Origin of the sequence: Corynebacterium sp., from assembly GCF_052107835.1 — a bacterium.
Taxonomy (GTDB): domain Bacteria; phylum Actinomycetota; class Actinomycetes; order Mycobacteriales; family Mycobacteriaceae; genus Corynebacterium.
In genome coordinates, this window is the sequence record NZ_JBQEDF010000034.1 from 12,258 (window position 1) to 35,058 (window position 22,801).

The 22,801-nt window shown below is 66.5% G+C and carries 21 protein-coding genes; 8 read left to right on the plus strand and 13 right to left on the minus strand.

The window, feature by feature from the left end:
• Window positions 1-6 precede the first annotated feature (6 nt).
• Window positions 7-783 carry a hypothetical protein gene (locus ACTIL2_RS09465; RefSeq protein WP_442337214.1) on the plus strand — a complete coding sequence of 259 codons (777 nt, stop codon included), beginning with the start codon at window positions 7-9 and terminating at the stop codon, window positions 781-783.
• A gap of 149 nt (window positions 784-932) precedes the next feature.
• On the plus strand, window positions 933-1,937 hold the full coding sequence (locus ACTIL2_RS09470) for an ABC transporter substrate-binding protein (RefSeq protein ID WP_442337215.1): 1,005 nt from the start codon (window positions 933-935) through the stop codon (window positions 1,935-1,937).
• 74 nt (window positions 1,938-2,011) lie between these two features.
• Here ACTIL2_RS09470 and ACTIL2_RS09475 read toward each other — a convergent pair whose 3' ends face one another.
• Both ACTIL2_RS09475 and ACTIL2_RS09480 read right to left on the minus strand, forming a co-directional pair.
• On the minus strand, window positions 2,012-2,278 hold the full coding sequence (locus tag ACTIL2_RS09475) for a hypothetical protein (protein ID WP_442337216.1): 267 nt from the start codon (window positions 2,276-2,278) through the stop codon (window positions 2,012-2,014).
• Window positions 2,279-3,719: 1,441 nt separating this feature from the next.
• Window positions 3,720-4,532, minus strand: coding sequence for a hypothetical protein (locus ACTIL2_RS09480; protein WP_442337217.1), 813 nt, complete (start codon window positions 4,530-4,532; stop codon window positions 3,720-3,722).
• Window positions 4,533-4,789: 257 nt separating this feature from the next.
• On the opposite strand from ACTIL2_RS09480, the gene ACTIL2_RS09485 reads away from it, so the two are divergent.
• From ACTIL2_RS09485 to ACTIL2_RS09500, 4 genes are all read left to right on the plus strand, one after another.
• Window positions 4,790-6,091, plus strand: coding sequence for an endonuclease/exonuclease/phosphatase family protein (locus ACTIL2_RS09485; protein WP_442337218.1), 1,302 nt, complete (start codon window positions 4,790-4,792; stop codon window positions 6,089-6,091).
• A gap of 218 nt (window positions 6,092-6,309) precedes the next feature.
• The gene (locus tag ACTIL2_RS09490; RefSeq protein ID WP_442337219.1) at window positions 6,310-7,134 is read left to right on the plus strand and encodes a (Fe-S)-binding protein; all 825 of its coding nucleotides are present in this window, start codon (window positions 6,310-6,312) and stop codon (window positions 7,132-7,134) included.
• On the plus strand, window positions 7,131-8,627 hold the full coding sequence (locus tag ACTIL2_RS09495) for a LutB/LldF family L-lactate oxidation iron-sulfur protein (RefSeq protein ID WP_442337220.1): 1,497 nt from the start codon (window positions 7,131-7,133) through the stop codon (window positions 8,625-8,627). Before ACTIL2_RS09490 ends, ACTIL2_RS09495 begins: the two co-directional genes overlap by 4 nt.
• A complete protein-coding gene (locus ACTIL2_RS09500; protein ID WP_442337221.1) occupies window positions 8,620-9,294 on the plus strand; it encodes a LutC/YkgG family protein in 675 nt (224 codons plus the stop codon). Before ACTIL2_RS09495 ends, ACTIL2_RS09500 begins: the two co-directional genes overlap by 8 nt.
• 21 nt (window positions 9,295-9,315) lie before the next feature.
• Here ACTIL2_RS09500 and ACTIL2_RS09505 read toward each other — a convergent pair whose 3' ends face one another.
• The 6 genes from ACTIL2_RS09505 to dxr form a co-directional block, all read right to left on the minus strand.
• Window positions 9,316-9,909 carry a carboxymuconolactone decarboxylase family protein gene (locus tag ACTIL2_RS09505; protein WP_442337222.1) on the minus strand — a complete coding sequence of 198 codons (594 nt, stop codon included), beginning with the start codon at window positions 9,907-9,909 and terminating at the stop codon, window positions 9,316-9,318.
• Between the two features lie 206 nt (window positions 9,910-10,115).
• The gene (gene map / locus ACTIL2_RS09510) at window positions 10,116-11,000 is read right to left on the minus strand and encodes a type I methionyl aminopeptidase (protein ID WP_442337223.1); all 885 of its coding nucleotides are present in this window, start codon (window positions 10,998-11,000) and stop codon (window positions 10,116-10,118) included.
• 11 nt (window positions 11,001-11,011) lie between these two features.
• Window positions 11,012-12,886, minus strand: a complete 1,875-nt coding sequence (locus ACTIL2_RS09515) for a penicillin-binding transpeptidase domain-containing protein (RefSeq protein WP_442337224.1) — start codon at window positions 12,884-12,886, stop codon at window positions 11,012-11,014.
• Between the two features lie 73 nt (window positions 12,887-12,959).
• Complete coding sequence (ispG, locus tag ACTIL2_RS09520; protein ID WP_442337225.1) at window positions 12,960-14,135, minus strand: flavodoxin-dependent (E)-4-hydroxy-3-methylbut-2-enyl-diphosphate synthase; 1,176 nt, start codon at window positions 14,133-14,135, stop codon at window positions 12,960-12,962.
• Between the two features lie 119 nt (window positions 14,136-14,254).
• Entirely contained in the window at window positions 14,255-15,496 is a 1,242-nt protein-coding gene (locus tag ACTIL2_RS09525) for a M50 family metallopeptidase (protein ID WP_442337226.1), read from the minus strand.
• Window positions 15,481-16,677, minus strand: a complete 1,197-nt coding sequence (gene dxr, locus ACTIL2_RS09530) for a 1-deoxy-D-xylulose-5-phosphate reductoisomerase (RefSeq protein ID WP_442337227.1) — start codon at window positions 16,675-16,677, stop codon at window positions 15,481-15,483. Before dxr ends, ACTIL2_RS09525 begins: the two co-directional genes overlap by 16 nt.
• Before the next feature lie 160 nt (window positions 16,678-16,837).
• Between dxr and ACTIL2_RS09535 the strand changes: the two genes are divergently transcribed.
• Window positions 16,838-17,296 (plus strand): DUF2631 domain-containing protein, encoded by a 459-nt coding sequence (locus ACTIL2_RS09535; RefSeq protein ID WP_442337228.1) that lies wholly within the window; start codon window positions 16,838-16,840, stop codon window positions 17,294-17,296.
• Window positions 17,297-17,375: 79 nt separating this feature from the next.
• Here the strand turns inward: ACTIL2_RS09535 and rlmN are convergent, their stop codons facing one another.
• The gene (gene rlmN, locus ACTIL2_RS09540; RefSeq protein ID WP_442337229.1) at window positions 17,376-18,494 is read right to left on the minus strand and encodes a 23S rRNA (adenine(2503)-C(2))-methyltransferase RlmN; all 1,119 of its coding nucleotides are present in this window, start codon (window positions 18,492-18,494) and stop codon (window positions 17,376-17,378) included.
• A gap of 93 nt (window positions 18,495-18,587) precedes the next feature.
• On the opposite strand from rlmN, the gene ACTIL2_RS09545 reads away from it, so the two are divergent.
• Window positions 18,588-19,145, plus strand: coding sequence for a LapA family protein (locus ACTIL2_RS09545; RefSeq protein WP_442337230.1), 558 nt, complete (start codon window positions 18,588-18,590; stop codon window positions 19,143-19,145).
• 312 nt (window positions 19,146-19,457) lie between these two features.
• Here ACTIL2_RS09545 and ACTIL2_RS09550 read toward each other — a convergent pair whose 3' ends face one another.
• The 4 genes from ACTIL2_RS09550 to tsf form a co-directional block, all read right to left on the minus strand.
• The gene (locus ACTIL2_RS09550) at window positions 19,458-20,354 is read right to left on the minus strand and encodes a phosphatidate cytidylyltransferase (protein ID WP_442337231.1); all 897 of its coding nucleotides are present in this window, start codon (window positions 20,352-20,354) and stop codon (window positions 19,458-19,460) included.
• 36 nt (window positions 20,355-20,390) lie between these two features.
• A complete protein-coding gene (gene frr, locus ACTIL2_RS09555) occupies window positions 20,391-20,948 on the minus strand; it encodes a ribosome recycling factor (RefSeq protein WP_442337232.1) in 558 nt (185 codons plus the stop codon).
• Between the two features lie 81 nt (window positions 20,949-21,029).
• Complete coding sequence (gene pyrH, locus ACTIL2_RS09560) at window positions 21,030-21,725, minus strand: UMP kinase (RefSeq protein ID WP_442337234.1); 696 nt, start codon at window positions 21,723-21,725, stop codon at window positions 21,030-21,032.
• 224 nt (window positions 21,726-21,949) lie between these two features.
• Window positions 21,950-22,768, minus strand: a complete 819-nt coding sequence (tsf, locus tag ACTIL2_RS09565; protein WP_442337233.1) for a translation elongation factor Ts — start codon at window positions 22,766-22,768, stop codon at window positions 21,950-21,952.
• Between the last annotated feature and the right edge of the window lie 33 nt (window positions 22,769-22,801).

Genomic DNA, 22,801 nt, shown 5'->3' on the forward strand with positions numbered 1-22,801 from the left:
TCTTGCGTGGAGATGAAGCCCGTCAGTTATAGCGTTACCGTCACCGCACGAGCAACAACCATCGGTTGGGAGCTCGCGCTCGACAACGGCCGCACGATCCAGGTCACGTCCCTGGACGACGCCGCCGACCGGATCCGCACTCTCCTCGACATCTATCAACCGGACATGAATCACGACGGGGTGGCCGTGACCCTCACTATCGGCCCGGGGTCGACGGGCGTTACACCCAAGCCCACAACAGTCACTCCCGAGCGTCCCGCGCCGCAACCATCGCAACCGTCGCAACGACCTACGCCACGCCCGGCGGAGCGCCCGACCCAGCAATCGGCGCCGCGTTCGGCACCGAAGCGGTCCACATCGCCACGCACCATCGCACCCTCCGGCATGGAGTGCATGCTCTGGCTGCTCAGCGCACAGGAGCAGACGGCGACCTTCGCCGAGGCCGCCGCGAAGGTGTTCCCCTGGACCGCAGCACTGCCCGCACACAGTAGGCACCAGTGCCTCGGCGACCTGCATGCGGCGCTGCGGCGTGCAACGGACGAGTACGTGTACACGGACCTGAAGAACGCCGTCGCGAGCTGGCAGCAGATCGCCGACGGCAGCGGCTCAACCAGCGCCGACAACAGTGCCGCGTACACGAGGGCCCGGCCCACACCACCACGTGTGGCACCTGACCCCACGCCGACCCCCTCCTCGTCGTTCGCCGCCTACCCTACGGCGACGCACCGTCCATCGCGCCAAGCGTCCCAGCAGTCGGTACGGGACGGACGCCACCGGCTGTAGCGCTTCTGAAGCTTCTCTCCGAGAACCCTTGTGATTGCCTGGGAGCGGTAGTAGGTTCAGTAGCTGTCACTACACAGTTGAGGAAGTGCAGGTTTACCAAAAAGAACCTCGCGCTTCCCAAACCCTCACGCCCGTAAAGGACTCCATTCGTGAAGCACTCCTCCCGCACCTCCCTCACCGCGGCGATCCTCGCCGGTAGCCTGGTCCTCGCCGGGTGCTCCTCCGACGATGACGACGCAGCCGACTCCACCGCCGGGGCCGATGCCACCGGACAGGCCGAAGAATCCGAGGTCACTATCGAGCACGTGTGGGGTGAGGACACCTACCCGACGAACCCGGAGACCGTCGTGTCCATCGGTGTCGCCACCGACAACCTCCTGGCACTGGGGATCACGCCGGACGCCATCGTCGAGACCCCGGATGACGCGGACGCCGACTGGAAGAACGACCAGCTCGAGGACGTCGAGCGCATCCCGCGGGCCGAGGACGAACTCCCGAACGAGGAGATCGCGGCTCTCGATCCCGACCTGATCGTCGGAGACCTCTACCGCATCCCCGAGGAGGCCTACACCACCCTGAAGGACGTGGCCCCGGTGCTGCCCGGGATCGATGAGAGCGCCAACTGGGTCCCCCAGCTCGAGGCCCTGGGCCAGATCTACGGCAAGGAGGACGAAGCGCAGCAGGTCATCGACGATGACGAGCAGGCCTTCGCCGATGCCAAGGAGGAGTACCCCGGATTGGAGGGCAAGACGGCCCTGACCGTACAGGACCGCGGCGGCCAGTTCGGTGTCATCGCCGACCCGGACAACATCGCCAATGACTTCTACAAGCGTCTGGGCATGACCCTGCCATCCGCTTTCACCGACGGAACCGTGGACATCGAGGGCGGTCGCGCGATGATCTCGCGCGAGAACATCTCCGATCTGGACGCCGACTTCATGGGTATGTACGCCTCCGAGACCATGGAGGAGATCCGCGAGATCCCGGGCTACTCCGATCTGCCCCAGGTCGAGTCCGGTGCGGTTGTCGAGGACGACAAGGCGGTGATGGCGGCGCTGAACATCCCGTCGTCGCTGTCGAATTCGTGGCTGCTGGACCAGATCAGCGAGCAGTTGCAGATCGTCTCGGACGAGGACTCCCACGAGGACGAGTAGCAGGGAGAGGGCCGCGTATTGACCAGGAGGTCCTCCCCTGGCTTTCGCGCCCCGTCACCGCCAGCGTAAGCAGATCAGCGGATGACCTTCTTCACCGTGCGGGGCTTCTCACCGAGGAACTGCCGGCGGAAGTAGTCCTGAATTCCCGACAGGCCGCTCCTCCCTTTGGAGCCTTTGGCACCGCCGCCAATTCCGGCCGACTGGAAGGGGGACACAGCTCCCCTGCCGTGCCCGGCACCTTTCCCCTTATGGCCTGCCCCTGCTGCGCCCATGCCCGCGCCACCCATCATGTGCGGTGCGCCTGCGCCACCGGGACGCCCTCCGGATGCGCTGGATCCCACGGGTGCTGCGCCCTGCATTCCCATTCCTCCACCCGGTCGCCCGCCTGTTGCACCCGTTCCTCCACCGACTCCCGTGCCGCCTCCGCTTCCGACACCAGTACCAAAACCGGGAGTCATTCCACCCCTCATCGGCATTGCTGGCGTCCCTCCGCTGACCGAGCGAGGCAGGAGCGGTTGCACGACTGTGCCTGTGGCACCCGTCCTACCCTGCCCCACAGTTCCGGTCACTGGAGATGCCGTTGACGCACCCCGCACTGGAGCCACAGGCGTACCTCCAATGCTCGCGGGCTGCACGCCAGTGAATCCCGATGCCCCTGGGCCTCCGCGAGCGGCCGTAGGCGTTCCTCCACCAGCTGGACCTGTCGGCGCGGCTGACACTGGTGCTGCCTGGGTCCCGCTTGCCGGGGTTGCAGCGACCTGGGATACCTGCGATACGGGTGCTGCCGGTTGTGCGGCAGGTGCCGACGCCCCCGGAGCTGCGGCGCCGCCTGCCACCTGTGTGATGGTTTCGTTTGCGGCCATGGTGGCCGATCCACCGGCTTCGAGTCCTCCGCCGCCTGTGTGCCCGACGACCGGTATCGCCAGGTTCGTCACCATTGGTCTTGCCGTATCGAGTGCCGGCTGGAGCGATCCTGCAGCCCAGGCAGCTACCCTAGCTTTTTCCTGGGCAGCAACTGCCGCTACCCCTGTGCCTCCCGTTGCCGCACCAGCCGCCGTAGCTTCGGCTGCCATCTCAATTTCCAGAGCGACCAGTTGACTGAGCGCCTGGGATCGAACGATTGGCAGCTTCAACATTGAAGCTGCCATCATCTCGGTGTTTACGGAGACGGTTGAACACTGAATGGCTACATCATTCATTGCACTTTGAGCTGTAGAAAATGCGGATCCTTCCGCAGTTGCCCCAAGCAGACTTCCCGCCCTTTGAAGCGATTCTGACGCTTCGGCCATTCTCCGACTGGCAGCCGACCAAGACTCCGATGCCGCTATGATTCCAGAGTCGTCTCCGGAAAACATCGAAATTAGGGTCTTTAACGGCGTAGCGAGTTCAATAGCAGCTACTGGCGGAGCATATCCAAGATCAAGTACAGGAACCTCAGTTCGGTGTGGAGCCCCTATATGAAGCCCCGCCTTCGGAGCCGAAGACTGTAGAATCATTCCACTAAATGTATCAACGGTGTATTTTTCCTGCTCTTCCAAGACCATAATCAAAGGGACCATGGTGTCTCGCAACCACGCCACATTTCCCACAGCGGCCTCAACAGCCACCGCCAACGATCCCGGATGACCAGATAAGTAAGACGAGTACTGGACTACTACCGATTTCAAAGCTGGTGATGTGGTGAAACTATTCGAAATAACTCCAGAATGAAACCCTAGCATGAGAGAATCACCGGCTGCCCCTATAAGGCGGGATACCTCTACCAGAGTGCTAACCTCATACTTAAACATCAAAACTCCCTCCCGTAACATTTATAGATATACTTAGCCCCAAAGATGGATCACGGCATTCATCACCGTCCGGATTTGAACCGAACGTCGTCGTTACCAACGAAAGGCCATCAGTTATATCCCTAAGGAGGGAAACGCAACCCATGCCTCTGGCGGATGACACCTCTTCAATTGTTTCTATACCGTATTCATCCGTCACAACAGAATCAGAATTAACACCAGCATATGCTGTTGTATCTTCAACTATCCCCCACTGCAATCCTGGTAAGCTTGCCATTTCGTCGAAGTCAATACTACCGACCACACCACAAATGACCCCACCCATCGCGACTTCGGGCTCATTCACGGCATCCAGCCCCAACTCCCCCATCCGGCGCATCACCTCTGGGTGGCACGGGTCCGGCATGTCCGCCCACTGCGGTTGCAGGGCCCTGTCCCCCAGCGGTTCCAGTTCCACCGGCTGTCCCACGAACTGCTGCGACTCATACACCAGGCGCTCCAAGGGGTCAGACGGCTCCTCCTCGAACCAGATCCCGGTGTGCCCCGCCGGCTGGAGCATCCTGCCGTCCGCGGCAATCTCCGGCTCGGCGAGCGGAGCACCCGGCTCAGGCACATTATTTTCAGGTACCGCCGTCGCGGCTTCCCTCGCGCTGATCCCAGCGTCCCCCTTCTCTCCGTCCCCAACCTCACCACCCGCCGACGAACACGCCGTCACCAGCGACAGCATCATCACGACCAGCAGCACACACGGCAGCATCAACAGCCTGAATGATCCATCGTCCTCCGCCCATTTCCCCGGCTTCACATCTCCTACCCTACGGCGCCCCACAGGCCCCACCCTCCATCTTCGTCCCACGCTCTCCCGAACGAAGCCGCGTCCCCACGACCCCCGCCGTCCCCGGAATGGTTCAGGTGCCAAAAGAGTAACCCAGGTTCACTCGCCCGTCCAGAGATTCACGGAAACTCCCAGACACAGCCGCCGTCCACGCTGGTCACCGGACCTCACTTCCCGTCACCTGATCGTCACCTCCGGTTCACGGGAGCCTCCTAGCATTGACACACATGCTCCGAACACCTCTCCGCAACGCCTCCCGCGCATCCTTCCACCCACCCCTCCCAGCTCTCTCCGTCCTCACGGCCATCCTCCTGCTGCCCCTCACTGCCGTCGCGTCCCATGCGACTCCGCTCCCCAATACGAAGCTCCCCGACTCCCATCATCCGGGATCAACGACCGGCAGCGCGCATGGCTCGATCGCCGGCAGTGCCCCAGGCCCTGACGGCAGCAACCTCCGCGTCGCGACCTACAACGCCAGCCTCAACCGCTCCACCGAAGGCGAACTTGTAAGAGACCTCTCCACTCCGGACAATGCCCAGGCCCAGGCCATTGCCACCATCATACAGAATGAGGACCCCGACATCCTCCTGATCAACGAGTTCGACTACGACGAGGCCGGGGAATCCCTCGATCTCTTCCGTGAGAACTACCTCGAACAGCCACAGCGTCCCGAACTCGCCGGCGTCCACTACCCGCATGCCTTCAGCGCCCCGGTGAACACCGGCGTGGACTCCGGACTTGACCTCGACAACAACGGGGAACTGCACGAGCCCAACGACGCCTGGGGATTCGGTGATTTCCCCGGCCAGTACGGCATGGCCGTGTTCTCCAAGCATCCGCTGGCCACCGACGACGTCCGTACCTTCCAGAACCTGCTCTGGAACGACATGCCCGGCAACCTCCTGCCCACCGACTACTACGGCGACAACGCCGACAAACTCCGGCTCTCCAGCAAGTCGCACTGGGACCTGCCAGTCGATGTCGGCGGACGCCGCATCCACCTGCTGGTCTCCCACCCCACCCCGCCCAGTTTCGACGGACCCGAGAAGCGGAACGGGCGCCGAAACTCCGACGAAATCCGTCTGACCTCCGACTACATCACCGGCGGGCGGAACGCCGACTGGATCGTCGATGACCAGGGTCGGCGTGGCGGGATCGACCGGGACGCCGAGTTCATCGTCCTCGGTGACCAGAACTCCGACCCGCAGGACGGCGGGGCCGGCCTCCCCGGGATCAACCAGCTGCTCGATGCACCCCGCGTCCAGGATCCCCTCCCCGCGTCCGACGGCGGGCGCGAGGCCGCGTCCGACGAAGGCAACAGCGAACACCTCAACCCTCCCGAGAACGACACCGCCGACTTCGCCGACCCGGAACCCGGTAACCTGCGCGCCGACTACGTCCTGCCCTCCGAAGGGCTGACTGTCGATGACAGTGGCATCGCCTGGCCCGCCAGCGGCGAACCCTACAACGAACTCATGGACCCCGAAACCACCAGTGACCACCGTCTTGTCTGGGCCGACCTGCGATAGCCGTGCACTCCCAATCACCCCCGGCCCACCTCCGTCACTAGAGTGGACTGCCAGGACACTCCGTCCAACGCCCACGGTGGCTGCCGCGGCTGACTACCGCGACCAGCCACACGCAACGCAGCTGACTACTGCGCTGTATCCGGGCATTCCGGGGTGCCCCGACCCACACCGCAGAGAAGAGCTGCAGTGCCGACGACACTGACTAGGGATGATTCCCAATGAAGATTGCGCTGTTCGCGACATGCATCGTCGACGCCATGTACCCGGAAGTGGCGAAGGCGACCGTCGACATCCTCGAGAGACTCGGCCACACCGTCGTCTTCCCCGAGAAGCAGGCCTGTTGTGGCCAGATGCACATCAACTCCGGCAAGTTCACCGACGCCTACCCGGTGATCCGCAACCATGTCGAGGCCTTCGAGGACACCAGCTGGGACTACGCCATCGCCCCCAGCGGGTCCTGCGTAGCCTCCCTCGGCCACCAGCACCCCATGATCGCCGACTACAACAACGACCATGAGCTCGCCGGACGCGCCACGGCCGTGGCCGACCGCACCTACGAACTCTCGCAGTTCCTGACCGACGTGGAGGGCATCACCGACGCCTCCGCCGACCTCGGCAGCTGGTTCCCTCACACCGTCGCCTACCACCCGTCCTGCCACGGCATGCGCCTGCTGCGCCTCGGCGACCGGCAGCGCGACCTGCTGTCGTCGGTGGAGGGGCTGGAGTTGCGCACCCTCGAGAACGAGGACATCTGCTGCGGGTTCGGCGGTACCTTCTCCGTGAAGAACCCGCAGGTCTCCGGAGCGATGCTCGGCGACAAGGTCGAATCCATCATCTCCACCGGCGCCGAGGCCTGCTCCGGTGGAGATGTCTCCTGCCTGATGCACATCGGCGGCGGACTGGCACGCACGGGACGCCTCGTCCCCGGCGAAGGGCACATCCCCGCCTCCGTGCACCTGGCCCGCATCCTCGCCTCGACGAAGGAGAACCCGCTGCTACTGCCTGACCAGGGCGCGACCGTGACGGGAGGTGCACTGCGATGACCACCACACTCGGTATGCCCACCGTCCCCGGCAAGGGCAACCTGATGGAGACCCACCCCTTCCCCGAAGTCGCCGAGCACGAGCTCGGCAACGTCCAGATGCGCAGCAACCTGCAGAACGCCACGCAGACCATCCGCGGCAAGCGCAATGCCCGCGTGTCCGAGATGCCCGACTGGGAGGCCCTGCGCACCACCGGTTCCACGGTCAAGCAGGACGTGATGGCCCGTCTGCCTGAACTGCTCCAGCAGTTCGAGGAGGCGTTCACCGCCCGCGGCGGCCACGTCCACTGGGCCCGCGACGCCGACGAGGCCAACCGGATCGTCGAGGAGCTGGTGAACGACAACGCACCACTCAACGACGACGGCACCCGCGACGTGATCAAGGTCAAGTCCATGGCCACCCAGGAGATCGGCCTGAACGAGTACCTGGAGCCGCGCGGGATCAACGCCTTCGAGACCGACCTCGCCGAGCTGATCGTGCAGCTCGGCGGCGACAAGCCGTCCCACATCCTCGTCCCGGCGATTCACCGCAACCGCGACGAGATCCGCCGGATCTTCCTCAACAACATGGAGGACGTCGACCCCGGCCTCGACAACAATCCCGAGCACCTCGCCGAGGCCAGCCGCCGGCACCTGCGCCGCAAGTTCATGGAGACCAAGGTCGCGGTCTCCGGGGCCAACTTCGGCGTCGCCGAGACCGGCACGCTGTCCGTGGTCGAGTCCGAGGGCAACGGGCGCATGTGCGTGACCCTGCCGGAGACCCTGATCACCGTGATGGGCATCGAGAAGCTCCTGCCCAGCTTCCAGGACCTGGAGGTGTTCATGCAGCTGCTGCCGCGCTCCTCCACCGGCGAGCGGATGAACCCCTACAGCTCCTTCTGGACCGGTGTCACCCCCGGCGACGGGCCGCAGAACGCCCACGTGGTCCTGCTGGACAACGGGCGCACCCGCGCACTGGCCGACGAGAACGGACGCGAGGCGCTGCACTGCATCCGCTGCTCGGCGTGCATGAACGTCTGCCCCGTCTACGAGCGCACCGGCGGCCACGCCTACGGCTCGGTCTACCCCGGCCCCATCGGTGCGATCCTGACCCCGCTGCTCACCGGGGTCGACGAGTCCGAGAACGGCTCGCTGCCCTACGCGTCCTCGCTGTGCGGCTCCTGCTACGACGCCTGCCCGGTGAAGATCAACATCCCCGAGATGCTGACCCGGCTGCGCAACGAGGACCAGGAGGTCAACCACAAGAGCCGCGTCCCGAAGACCCAGTTGGACGCCGCCCTCAAGGCCGCGAAGTGGGCCATGAGCGACGGCCGGCGCATGGGTGCCGCCGAGCGCGCCCTCCCGCTGGCCAACAGGGTCAGCCCCGCCGCGGGCATCTTCTCGCTGCCCGGGGTCGCCGGGAAGTGGACGAGTTCGCGCGACATCCCCACGCCACCGCCGGAGTCCTTCCGGAACTGGTTCCGCAAGCGTGAGAAGGGACAGGACGATGACTGACGCCCGCACCGAGATCCTCAACCGGGTGCGGTCCTCCCTGGGACGCACCTCTGAGGCGGCCCCGACACAGGAGCACATCGAGATCCCGCGCGAGTACCGCACCAGCGGCGACAAGGACGGCCAGGAACTGCTGGACCTGCTCATCGACCGGCTCGAGGACTACGACGCCGCGGTCACCCGCACCGGTGGCTCCACCGGGGAGATCGCCGAGGCGGTGGCAACCCTGTTGGGCGATGCCGGCGAGGATTCGTCCGGGTCGAGCATCGTCGTCCCCGCCACCCTCGACCACGGCTGGTTGGCCGATCTGCAGGCCACCGTGCGCGACGACAGCACCGAGGCACCGGTTGACCTGGACACACTCAACTCGGTGGACGCGGTGGTCACCGGGTCGGCGGTGTCCGTGGCGGACACCGGCACCATCATGCTGGTCGGGCCGGAGTCCGGACGCCGGGCCACCACCCTGGTCCCGGACCACCACATCGTGGTGGTGAAGGTGGAGGACGTCGTGGAGATCGTCCCGGAGGCGATCTCCCGGCTGACCCGCGACGGACTGTCCGAGCTGCCGATCACCATGGTCTCCGGACCGAGTGCGACGGTGGACATCGAGCTCATCCGTGTCCACGGTGTGCACGGTCCCCGGACCCTGGACGTGATCATCGCGGGGTAGTCTCCCGCTTCTGCCGGGTGGCTACCTCTTCTCGTCCACCGGTGTGCCCAACACCGACAACGCCGTGGCCAGGCCGGCGTAGTTCGTCACCAGCATCACCAGCGCCACGCACTCCTTGTCCGACAGGTACCCGGACAGCCGTGCCCAGGTGCCGTCGTCCACCGCCCCGTCCCGCACGATCTGCCCCGCCACGTCCAGCATCACGCCGCGGCGTCCGACCTGGCCGTGGTCCTCGTTGAACATCGCGTCGATCTCTTCGTCCGACAGCCCCTCGGAGGCACCGATCGCCCGGTGATGGGCCTCCTCGTAGGCGGACTCGCGCAGGTGGGCAACGCGCAGGATGACAAGTTCCGTCTCCTGGCGCGACAGGTAACCGAAGGGCATCATCGTCGCCGAGTACACCAGCCATGCCTTGAACAGGCGGCGCGCCCTTCCGATGGTGGCGAACACCCCGAGCGTGTGCGTCCCCTGCACACGCGCCCCCACCTTGGCGATCAGGTTGTTGATGAGGCCCAGTTCACGGACCCCGGGGCGCTTCTGCCCCGGACGCAGGACCCGCGTGGACGGACTGCCGGAGCGGTCAGGACGGTCGGAGTCATCATCGGATGCGTTCATACCCGAACACTACCGAACGCCAGTCCCCCGTTGTTCGGTTTTCAGGGACCACACGGCGACCGGTACGCCGATTATCACACCGTCGGCGATTTTACCGCAGCGCCTGCACGCCTCTGACCTGCGAGTCTCACTATGTGGAAATCGTCGACGGTGTGAAAGTCGGCAATGGGTGGTGGACGTGAAACAGCCCCAACCCACCACCGAGCCTACTTCTTCGTCTGATCGACCTCGTCCTCGCGCAGGGTTAGCACGTCCACCCCGTCCTCGGTGACGACCATGGTGTGCTCGAACTGGGCGGACCACTTGCCGTCCCTGTTCTGCACGGTCCAGTCATCGTCCCAGATCTCGTAGTCCAGCGCCCCGAGGTTCAGCATCGGCTCGATCGTCAGGGTCAGTCCCGGCTCCATGATCGTGTCGTACGACGGCTCGTCGTGGTGCACGATGATCATCCCGTTGTGGAACGTGGGCCCCACACCGTGGCCCGTGAAGTCGCGCACCACGTTGTAGCCGAAGCGCTTGGCGTAGCTCTCGATGACACGTCCGATCACGTTGATCGGCCGGCCCGGCTTCACCGCCTTGATGCCGCGCCACATCGCGTTGTAGGTGCGCTCAACCAGCAGCTGGTGCTCCTCGGAGACGTTGCCGGCCAGCCAGGTGGCGTTCGTGTCCCCGTGCACCCCGTTCTTGTAGGCGGTGACGTCGATGTTCACGATGTCACCGTCCTGCACCACCGTGGTGTCCGGGATGCCGTGGCACACGATCTCGTTCAGGCTGATGCACGACGCCTTCGGGAAGTGCCGGTACCCCAGGCAGGACGGGTACGCGCCGTGGTCGCACATGTACTCGTGGGCGACCTTGTCGATCGCATCGGTGGTCACACCGGGCTCCACCGCGGCACCGGCGGCGGCCAGCGCCCCGGCGGCGATCCTGGAGGATTCCCGCATCGCCTCGACGACCTCCGGGGTCTGCACCCACGGCTCCCCCACGTTTTCCTGGACACTGTCCTTCCACGCGTACTCGGGACGCTCGATGCCCTTCGGAACCTTGAGGATCGGCGTGGGTGTTCCAGGGGTCAGTAGTGCTCTGCTCATGGAGTGCCAGCCTACTCCCCATCCAGGTTCGCGAAGAACCGGTCCGTCACCGACACCGCGTGCTCCGAGCCCCCGCCCAGCACGATCATCGTCGCGAACGCCAGATCGTCGCGGTAACCCATGAACCAGGCGTGCGACCCCTCGTTGATCTCCGCCTCGCCGGTCTTGCCGTAGACGTCGCCCCGCCCGGCGATCGCCGAGCCGGAGCCACCGGTGACCACCGAGCGCATCATGTCGCGCAGGTTTCCCAGCACGTGCGGCGGCAGCTCCTCGCCCTCCTCGGCCGCGTTGCCGTCGGTGTCCAGGGTGTGGGTGTCGTCGGTGTCGATGAGGTTCGGCACCGGCGTCCTGCCGTTGGCCACCGTGGACGCCACCAGCGCCATGCCGAACGGGCTGGCCAGGTCATGGCCCTGCCCGTAGCCGGCCTCGGTACGGTCCAGCATGACCTCTCCCTCGGGCACCTGTCCGGTGATGGTCGTCAGCCCCGGGATCTCGAAGTCGCGTCCCATCCCGAACTGCTCGGCCTCGCTCTTGAGCTGGCCGGGCTCCAGGTCGGTGGAGATCCGCGCGAAGGTGGTGTTGCAGGACTGGGCGAAGGCCTCGCGCATGGAGGTGTCGCCCAGCGAGAAGGTGTTGTAGTTGGTCACGATGCGTCCGCCGATGTCCTGCGTCGACGGGCAGGACAGCGTGGAGTCCGCGGTGAGGTCCTCGTTGTCGATTCCGGCGGCGGCGGTGATCACCTTGAACGTGGAGCCGGGCGGGTACTGGCCGGACAGGGCGACATCCCCGTGCTTGTCCGCCTCCGGGGTCTGCGCCACGGCGAGGACCTCGCCGGTCGACGGGCGCATCACCACCATCATCGCCTGCTCCTCGCTGCGGGAGTCCACCGCCTGCTGCGCGGCCTCCTGCACCTGGCGCGACAGGCTGACCTTCACCGCGGGCGACGGCTCCGGGTCGGTGTTGTGCAGGGTCGACACCATCCCGCCGTTCGGGTTCACCGCGGCGACCTCCCAGCCGGGTTCCCCCTCGAGCTCGGGGCCGACCAGCCCGGTGACCCGGGACATGATGTCCGGGGCGAACCCCGGGTCGGGACGCACCAGTGAAGGCTCCTCGTTCATGCTGATCCCAGGGATAGCCTCGAGATCCCGCCTCACCCGGTCTCCCTTGGACCCGGGAATCATGGTGACCGAGAAGTTGCCGGAGTCCCCGGCGTCCGCGGCCTCGGAGGCGACGTCACCGGCGTCGATCGTGGGGATCGCGTCGTCCTGCGCATGTGCACTGTCCAGCACCCGCGACACCCGGCCGAGGGTGCCCTGCAGGCCGCCGTCCTGCGTCGCCTCGTCGATGTCCATCAGCACACGCCACGTCGTGCCCGGGGTGGCGAGCACCGCGCCGTCCGAACCGACGACGTCGGCGGTCTCCGCGTCGATCCGGCGCAGCTCCAGGTGCTGGTCGGCACCCAGGTCCGGGTGCAGGATCGACGGGCGCCACCGCACGGCCCAGTCACCGCCGGTCTTCGTGGCGGTGAGGGTGGAGTCGTAGGAGAACTCCCGTTCCCCGGGGAAGGTCCAGGTCATCCCGAAGGTGGCGGTGGCCACGTTGTCCTCGGTGCGCACGTCCGTGACCTCGGTCTCCAGCCCCTCGGCCTGCAGCCCGTCCCAGGATTCCCCGAGTGCGGCGGTGGCGGTGGAGGCGTCGTCGGTGTAGGACGCGGCGTCCTCGAGGTTGTGGTCCTCCAGAGCGGACAGGAAGTCCCCGACCACGTCATCGGCGACGTCCGGACGTGGGGTGCAGGCCACGACGACGGCCATCGCCACGCAGATGAGCGTCGTTGCGATGGTGCGCACTGGGCGCAGTGGGGACCCTGTCCCCGACGTCCGGGTCATAGCTACTGAAACTAGCAGCGCAACGGCCCGGTCCAGGGCAGGGACACGGGCTGGATCCCCCGACGGTGACGATCTAGTGCGTGACCTTGACCTGCGCCCCGACTCCGGCGGCCCCGGCGGCGGCGAGCTCGTCCGGGTCCATGTCCTCGGCGATCTTCATCGCCTCGTCGATCAGGGTCTCCACGATCTGGTCCTCCGGCACCGTCCGGATCACCTCGCCCTTGACGAAGATCTGCCCCTTGCCGTTGCCGGACGCGACGCCGAGGTCAGCGTCCCGTGCCTCCCCCGGCCCGTTGACCACACAGCCCATGACCGCCACGCGCAGCGGCACCTCCATACCGTCCAGCCCGGAGGTCACCCGCTCAGCGAGATCGTAGACGTCCACCTGGGCGCGTCCACACGACGGGCAGGACACGATCTCCAGCTTGCGGGGACGCAGGTTCAACGACTGCAGGATCTGGTCGCCGACCTTGATCTCCTCCACCGGATCCGCCGACAGGGACGTCCGGATCGTGTCACCGATGCCCTCCGCGAGCAGCGCGCCGAAGGCGACCGCGGACTTGATGGTGCCCTGGAATGCCGGACCTGCCTCGGTCACGCCCAGGTGCAGCGGGTAGTCGGACTGCGCGGCGAGCTGGCGGTAGGCCTCCACCATGATCACCGGATCATTGTGCTTCACCGAAATCTTCAGGTCGCCGAAGCCGTGCTCCTCGAACAGGCTCGCCTCCCACAGCGCGGACTCCACCAGCGCCTCCGGGGTGGCCTTGCCGTACTTCTCCATGATGCGCCTGTCCAGCGAGCCGGCGTTCACGCCGATCCGGATCGGGATGCCCGCGTCCCCGGCGGCCTTGGCCACCTCCTTGACGCGTCCGTCGAACTCCTTGATGTTGCCCGGATTCACCCGCACGGCGGCACAGCCGGCCTCGATGGCGGCGAAGATGTACTTCGGCTGGAAGTGGATGTCGGCGATTACCGGGATCGGTGATTTGCTGGCGATGGCGGGCAGGGCCTCCGCATCCGCCGTCTTCGGGCAGGCGACGCGGACGATGTCGCAGCCGGACGCGGTGAGCTGGGCGATCTGCTGGAGCGTGGCGTTGACGTCGTGCGTCTTCGTCGTCGTCATCGACTGGACGCTCACGGGGTAGTCACTGCCGACGCCCACGTTGCCGACCATCAGCTGGCGGGTTTTGCGCCTGGGGGCGAGTACCGGCGGAGGCGCTTCTGGCACACCGAGGGGTATTCCGGTCATGGTGCGGTCCGTTCCTCTTCTTCGGGTATCCTGCTTGCTCGTGCTCGTTGACACTGCAGATGTCGGCCGCGAGTTTACTCCGGAAGAATACCGGGAGGTGAACCGGCGGTAACGGGACGTCAGAACAACTGCAGCGGATTCACCACGTCGGCCACGATCACCGTCAGCCCGAACACCAGCAGGATGCCGGTCGCCACGTACGTCAGCGGCATCAGCTTCACGTAGTCCACCGGGCCACCGGGCTCCAGGCCGCGCTTGCGCCGGAGGAAGTCGCGGATCTTCTCCCAGACCACCACGATGGCGTGGCCACCGTCCAGCGGCGGCAGCGGCACCAGGTTGAACACCGCCAGGAAGAAGTTCAGGTTCGCCAGGAGCAGCAGGAAGCTCATCCACTGGTCCTGCTCCACGAGCTGGCCGCCGGCGTGGGACGCACCGACCACACTGACCGGGCTGTCCATCGGACGCTCGGCCCCGAAGATGGACTGCACCACCGGCCAGTAGCGTTCCGGCAGATCCAGCAGCGCGTTGACCGTCTCCTTGCCGATGTACCAGGTGAAATCGGCGGTGCCGCCGACGGCGGTGGCCGGGTTGTAGTCCACGATCGGCACCGGCTTGTTCTCGACACTCACGCCGATCGCACCGGTCGGCTCACCCTCACGCTCTACGACCTCAACCTGCAGGTCGAGATCCACCGAGGAGCCACCCCGCTGCACCGTCGCCGGAACGGTGGTGGTGTCACCGACCGCGGTGCCGGATTCCCCGGCCTCCTGGCCCGCCTCCTGGACGGCGGTGATCACGTCGCCGAAGTCCTCGATGTTCGTCCCGTCCACCTCGGCGAAACGGTCGCCGACCTCCACGCCGGATGCGGCGGCCGGGCCGTTGCCGGTGCACTGCGGATCATCCTCGGTGACGTTCTCCGCATCCTCCTGCGTTGTCGGGGTGCACACCAGCTGCGCCGCCGGCGGTACAGGCTGGTCCTCGGTCGACGGCAGGCCGAAGGAGACGGCGACGCCGAAGATGATCAACATGCCCAGGACGACATTGACGATGATGCCGGCTGACATGACGAAGACCCGCTGCCACGCGGGCCGGTCGATCATCAGGTACGGCTCCTCCTCCTCCGTCCACGGGTCGTTGATCGTCATACCCGCGATATCGCAGAACCCGCCGAGGGGGACGGCCTTGAGGCCGTACTCGGTGTGCCCGCGCGTGGTGGACCACACCGTGGGGCCGAAGCCGATGAAGTAGCGGCGCACGCGCATGCCGCACATCCGTGCGGCCACCATGTGGCCGGCCTCGTGCAGGGCGATGGTGACACCGATGCCGAGGGCGAAGAGCAGGACGCCTAGCCAGAAATCCACTGGGCCATCCTCTCCTGCGCGCAGTTGCGTGCGGCGCGCTCCGCGGCCAGCACGTCCTCGATACTGTCCGGGCGCCCGGTGAACCCGCCGCACTCCTGCAGCACGGCGTCGATCGTGTCGATGATCCGCGGGAAGGGAAGCGTCCCGGTCAGGAACTCCACGGCAGCCTCCTCGTTCGCCGCGTTGTACACCGCGGGCGTGCAGCCTCCGGCGGTCGCCGCCTCCCTGGCGAGCTTGACGGCGGGGAAGGACGCATCGTCCAACGGTTCGAACTCCCAGGTGGACGCGGTGCTGAAATCGAGGGAGGTCTGCGCACCGGGCACCCGGTCGGGCCACCCGAGTGCCAGGCTGATCGGCAGTTTCATCGACGGCGGCGACGCCTGCGCGATCGTGGCACCGTCGGTGAAGGTCACCATGGAATGGACGACGGACTGCGGGTGGACCGTCACCGCGATCCTCTCCGCCGGGACGTCGAACAACAGCGAGGCCTCGATGAGTTCCAGGCCCTTGTTCACCATCGACGAGGAGTTCAGGGTGTTCATCTGCCCCATCGACCACGTCGGGTGGTTCGCCGCCTGCAGTGGTGTCACGTCCTGCAGTTCCTCGCGCGACCACCCACGGAACGGCCCGCCGGATGCGGTGAGCACGAGCTGGGAGACCTCACTGACCCCGGCATCGTGGCGTCCGGCGCGCAGGCACTGCGCCATCGCCGAATGCTCCGAATCGACCGGGACGAGCTGGCCGTCCGAGGCGGCGTCCAGCACCAGGTCACCGCCGGCGACCAGGGACTCCTTGTTCGCCAGGGCCAGACGCGCCTCCCCGTCGAGGGTGGCGAGTGTGGCCTTCAGCCCCAGTGAGCCGACCAGGGCGTTGAGGACGACGTCCTCCCCGGTCAACCCCGACTCCTCGACCAGGCGGCTCGCCGAGTCGGTGCCGCGGATCACGTGGCCGTCGAGCTCGCGGTCGATCTCGTCGGCGGTGCGGTCGCTGGCCACCGCCACCTGGCCGGGGGCCAGGCCGAACTGCCGGACCTGGTCGAGCAGACGGTCCGGCTTCGTCCCGTGTGCGGACACCCCCACCAGTTCGAAGCGCCCGGGGTTGTCCGCGATGATCTCCAGGGCCTGGGTACCGATGGATCCGGTGCTGCCGAGCACCACTACGCGTTTCTTCACCCGGCCCATTGTTCCACACGACCCTGCCGGGTCCCTGGGAGCCTGCGTGGAACACATTCGGGGGAAGCCGTGCGTGCCGAATGTCCGCCCGCACGCGTGGATATGCAAGAATAGGTGCCACGTCATGCGGCAGGTGACAACTGCCGTCCTAGTTCAGGAGGAACACGAAGTGGCTGACCACAGCACGAAGGTGGAAGTGTACAACGGTGTGTCGACGGAGGACGAGCCCTCCGCGGCTTGGGGCTGGCACCAGTTCCCCCGTCGGGCGACCATCATCACCGGCACCATCGGCGGCCTGTTCCTGCTGGGCATGCTCTTCGGAAACCACCACGGCAACGTCGAGAACATCTGGCTGGTCGCCCTCGGTGTGGGAACGCTCCTGGGGGTGTTCCTCTACGCCCGGCACTCGGCGCCGGGTCACACCCCGAGGAAGTCGATCGCCACGGTCAGCGCCCACAACAAGCCGGTCGGCCACCACGAGCCCAACTGGGCCGAGGACCAGAAGAACCTCACCGGTGTCTACGCTGAACTGACCACCGCGGACCTGCGCGCCTGGAACCTGCCGGGCGAGGGCGTCGACGGCCTCAAGGAGATCGAGACCCCGAAGCACGGTCTGGCCCACCACTAGGGTTCCTCAGGGTTCCTCCCCTCCCCCGGACGACATCCCCACCACCTTCCCCAGGTGGTGGGGATGTCTCGTTGCCCGACTACTCCTCGGCGGCGAGCTGGCCGCAGGCCGCGGCGATCTCCTCGCCACGGGTGTCGCGCACCGTGCAGGCCACGCCCTGCTCATTGACCCGGCGGACGAACTCGTCCTGCACCGGCTTCGGGGACGCGTCCCACTTCGACCCCGGGGTGGGGTTCAGCGGGATCACATTGACGTGCACCTGGTTGCCCAGCGCACCGCGCAGCTTCTTGCCGAGCAGGTCGGCGCGCCACGGGTGGTCGTTGATGTCGCGGATCAGCGCGTACTCGATGGAGACGCGGCGTCCGGACTTGTCCGCGTAGTAGCGGGCGGCGTCCAGGACCTCCTCGATGGACCACCGGTTGTTCACCGGCACGAGCGTGTCACGCAGTTCATCGTCCGGGCAGTGCAGGCTGACGGCCAGGCGCATGTGCATACCCTCGTCGGCGAGCCTGCGGATCGCCGGTGCGAGTCCCACCGTGGAGACCGTGACGTTGCGTGCCGAGATCCCGAAGCCCTCCGGTGACGGGGAGGTGATGCGCCTGATGGCCTTGACCACCCGCTTGTAGTTGGCCAGCGGCTCACCCATCCCCATGAAGACGATATTGGACAGGCGTCCTTCGCCGCCCTCGACCTCGCCGTCGCGCATCGACTTCGCCGCGGCGCGGACCTGTTCGACGATCTCGGCGGTGGAGAGGTTACGGTCCAGCCCACCCTGCCCGGTCGCGCAGAAGGGGCAGGCCATGCCACAGCCGGCCTGGGAGGAGATGCACAGCGTCGCCCGGTCCGGGTAGCGCATCAGGACGGACTCCAGCATCGTCGCGTCGTGCAGCTTCCACAGGGTCTTGCGGGTCTGGCCCTCATCGCAGGAGACATGGCGCACGGGGTCCATGAGGGTGGGGAACAGTGCGTCCTTCACGGTGGGACGCAGCGGCTCGGGAAGATCGGTCATCTGCGCCGGCTCGCCCTCGAGGCGCCCGTAGTACTGCCGGGCGATCTGGTTGGCTCGGAACCCGGGCAGGCCGGCCTCCTTGACGGCGTCCTTGACCTCCCCGTCGGTGAGGTCAGCGAGGTGGGTGGGGGGCATGCCCCGGGTGGGGGCCTTGAACTGAAGTTGTACCGTCTGTGCCGTGCTAGTCATAAGACGCCAATTATTGCACGTCGGGGGTAGTATCCGCACATCGCGGCGACAGCCGGGCGACCCGGCGGACCTCGTGCACCTACAATGTCGTACATGACGAGATCCCCGGAAAACGAGAACCGCGACGACCTGTCCGCCCCGGACATGCCCGAGTCCCCCGACATCCCGGTCGTCGGCGAGACCAGTGAGTTCCCCGCCGACACCGGCAGCGAACTCAGCGACCCCGCTGACCTGGAGTCCCGGGAGATCGAGCCGGCCGAGTCCCCGGAGTCCACCGGTGCGGACGACGGGGACTCCGACGCCACCGCGGGATCCGCGGCACCCGTCGCCACGGGGTCGACGGAATCCCACAAGGTCGCCGGATCGATGGCCGGCAGCACATGGGTCGGTCTGATCATCGGCGCGGTCATCCTGATCCTGCTGCTGGTGTTCATCCTGCAGAACCTCGACTCGGTGCGGCTGAGCCTGTTCGCGTGGGAGTGGAACTTCCCCATCGGTGTGGGCATGCTGATCGCCGCCATCGGCGGAGCACTTGTCATGGGATGTGTGGGCGGAGTGCGGATGCTCCAGCTGCGCCGCCAGATAAGTCACCCCGGTAACACGTCCGGATCGTCCCGCAAGGGACTGAAGGGACGCAAGGGCAAGCGCTAGACGCTGCGCTGGGAGCGTGGCTCGTCAACTCGTTCATCGTGCCCGCGCGTAGCACGGGGTGCACCGCTGCGCTGGGCCGGAAGGGTCCTGCCCCGGACTGCACGAGCCTGCCCAGTACCGGAGGGGCACTGGAGTACAAACGGACAACTCAGTCGGAAACTCCGCACCGCTTTGGCGTCGTCGACTTAAGTCAACGTGCCGAAAGCGGTGCGGAGTTGCCGGTGGTGACTCCCGGATCCCTATCCACGCAGACTCGCTACTGGCGGACACCCGCAGTTGTGAGACCCGAAGACGTACCCGGGCCCGACGCTCCTAGGACGCGCCCAGGGCGGTGAGGACGATCCACGCCAGCATCGCCGCCGGGAGCATCCCGTCCAGGCGGTCCATCAGTCCCCCGTGCGCCGGGATCATCTGCGACATGTCCTTGATACCCAGGTCCCGCTTGAACTGCGACTCGACCAGATCGCCGAGGGTGGCGCACACCGCCAGCCCCGCCCCGAGCAGCAGCCCCAGCAGGTAGTAGACCGGGTCCGTCTGCTTCAGCAGGAAGAGCACGCACAGCACGCCGACCACCGCGGCGAGACCCACGGAGCCGGCGAAGCCCTCCCAGGACTTCTTCGGGCTGATCGCCGGGACCATCGGGTGGCTGCCGAAGAAGACGCCGGCCGCGTACCCGCCAACGTCCGAGGCGATGACGCAGAGCATGAAGGTCAGGATGAACGCCCAGCCGTTGACCCCCTCGTAGGACATCACCGACAGGTTGGCCCCGAAGGCACCGCACAGCGGTATCCATGTCAGGACGAACAGGGAGCACCCGGCGTCCCGCAGCCAGTTCTCCGGTGCGGAGGCGCGACCATTGTGGAAGAGCCGCACGACCGTCGCGACGATTGAGCTCGCCGCCAGCGCCGACAGCAGTCCGGTCGCGCCGAACGGCCAGGACAGCCAGATCATGGCCTGTCCGCCGACCACCAGCACCGGGAGGCTGAGGTGGTAGCCGTTCTCCTTGAGCCGCGACCACACTTCGTAGGTCGCCAGGCCGATGGCGAGGGCGACGACCGGGTACCAGGCGTAGGGGACCACCAGCCCGAAAACCACGACGAGGCCGAGCGCAGCGCCCATCCCGATGGCGACGGGGAGGTTGCGTCCGGCGGAGTTCTTCGGCTGCGGGAGCCGGTGGTGTTCTCGTTCGGTGTTCTTCGCGGCGTTCACTGGCGCGGCGTCTCCGGGGTCACTGATGAAGGCCGCCTAGACCTCCATCAGCTCCTTTTCCTTCGACTCGACGACACCGTCGACCTGGCCAACGTACTCCTGTGTGACCTTGTCGAGCTCCCGCTCGGCCGCCTTGACCTCGTCCTCGCCGGCGTCACCGTCCTTCTGGATCTTCGACAGGGCGTCCATCCCCTTGCGGCGGATGTTGCGGATCGCGATCTTGGCGTCCTCCCCCTTCGACTTCGCGACCTTGGTGAGGTCGCGGCGACGCTCCTCGGTGAGCTGCGGGACGGTCACGCGCAGGACGTGGCCGTCGTTGGTCGGGTTGACCCCCAGGTCCGAGTTGCGGATGGCGTTCTCGATGTCGCCCATCACCGTCATCTCGTACGGCTTGATGATCAGCATCCGGGGCTCGGGCACACTGATGGTGGCCATCTGGGTGATCGGCGTGCGCACCCCGTAGTACTCGGCGAAGACCCCGTTGAACATCGCCGGGTTCGCGCGACCGGTCCGGATGGTCATCAGGTCCTCCCGGACGTGGTCCACCGAACGACTCATGTGGTCCTCGGCCTCGAGCAGGGTGTCGTCAATCATCGCTGTCCTCTTTGTCCTCTATCTCCGTAGATCGCATGTGATGCGTTTCCACAGACGAATCTACCAGTCGTCCCCGTGTCCCTAGTTGCCCCCGGTGGCCACGAGGGTGCCTATACCCTCCCCCGCGACCGCCCGGGCGATGTTGCCCTCGGTGAGGAGGTTGAACACCAGCATCGGCATCGCGTTGTCCATGCAGAGGCTGAAGGCGGTGGCGTCGGCGACCTTCAGGCCGCGCTCGATGACCTCGCGGTGGCTGATCTCGGTGAACAGCTCGGCGTCCGGGTTGGAGCGCGGGTCGTCGCTGTAGACGCCGTCGACGCCCTTGGCCATCAGCAGCACCTCACAGCCGATCTCCAGGGCACGCTGGGCGGCGGTGGTGTCCGTGGAGAAGTACGGCATGCCCATGCCTGCCCCGAAGATGACCACGCGGCCCTTCTCGAGGTGGCGGTCCGCGCGCAGGGGCAGGTACGGCTCGGCGACCTGCGCCATGTTGATCGAGGTCTGGACGCGGGTGTCGATGCCCTGCTTCTCCAGGAAGTCCTGCAGCGCCAGGCAGTTCATTACGGTGCCGAGCATGCCCATGTAGTCGGAGCGGGCCCGGTCCAGGCCGCGCTGCTGCAGTTCGGCACCGCGGAAGAAGTTGCCGCCGCCGATGACCACGGCGATCTCCGCCCCGGAGCGGGCGACCTCGGCGATCTGGCGGGCGACGTTCTCGACGACATCGGGGTCGATCCCGACCCGTCCACCACCGAACATTTCACCACCCAGCTTGAGCATCACGCGCTTGTAACCGGTTGTCTCGCTGGCAGTCACCGTGGAATCTCCTTGGTACTTCGGTTGGGTGAGGGGAAGGGTGATGGCTTGCAGGGGCGGGGATGTGCATCCCGTGTGCCTGTCCGACTGCTCATCCTAGCGTGTCCGGGGGCCCCGGACAGTACTGAACCCGCCATCCCACGGATGTCGGGGGCGGCGGGTTCGGTACGGGGGTGGCGCGGGGCCTATCAGGCCTGGCCGACCTCGAAGCGCTCGAAGCCGGTCAGGGTGACGCCAGCGGCGTCCATGACCTGCTTCACGGTCTTCTTGGACTCCGTGACGGACGGCTGATCCAGCAGGCAGGCGTCCTTGTAGAAGCCCTTGAGACGACCCTCGATGATGTTCGGCAGGGCCTTCTCCGGCTTGCCTTCCTCGCGGGCGGTGGCCTCGGCGATCTCGCGCTCCTTGGCGACGATCTCGGCGGGGACGTCCTCGCTGGAGAGGTAGGACGCCTTGAGTGCGGCGACCTGCATGGCGGCGGCCTTTGCCGCCTCCTCGTCGTCACCGGTGTAGGCGACGAGCACGCCGACTGCCGGGGGCAGATCGGAGGAGCGGTGGTGCAGGTAGACGGCAACCTTGTCGCCGTCGATGGTGACCGCGCGGCGCAGCTGCAGCTTCTCGCCGATCTTGGCGGAGAGCTCCTGCAGGGCGGCGTCGGTGGTCTGGCCGTCGAAGTCGGCGGCGGCGAGCTCCTCGGGGCTGTTGGCCTTCACGGCGGCGGCAGCCTCGGCGACGCGGTTGGCGAACTCGATGAACTCGGAGTTCTTGGCCACGAAGTCGGTCTCGGAGTTGATCTCGACCATGGTGTTGCCGGAGACGGCGATCAGGCCCTCCGCGGCGGTGCGCTCGGCGCGCTTGCCGACGTCCTTGGCACCCTTGATGCGCAGGATCTCAACGGCCTTGTCGAAGTCGCCGGTGGCTTCCTCGAGGGCCTTCTTGCAGTCGAGCATCCCGGAACCGGTGAGCTCGCGCAGCTTCTTGACGTCGGCGGCGGTGTAGTTCGCCATGTGAGGCGATCCTCCTTCAGATGGTGGAAGTGA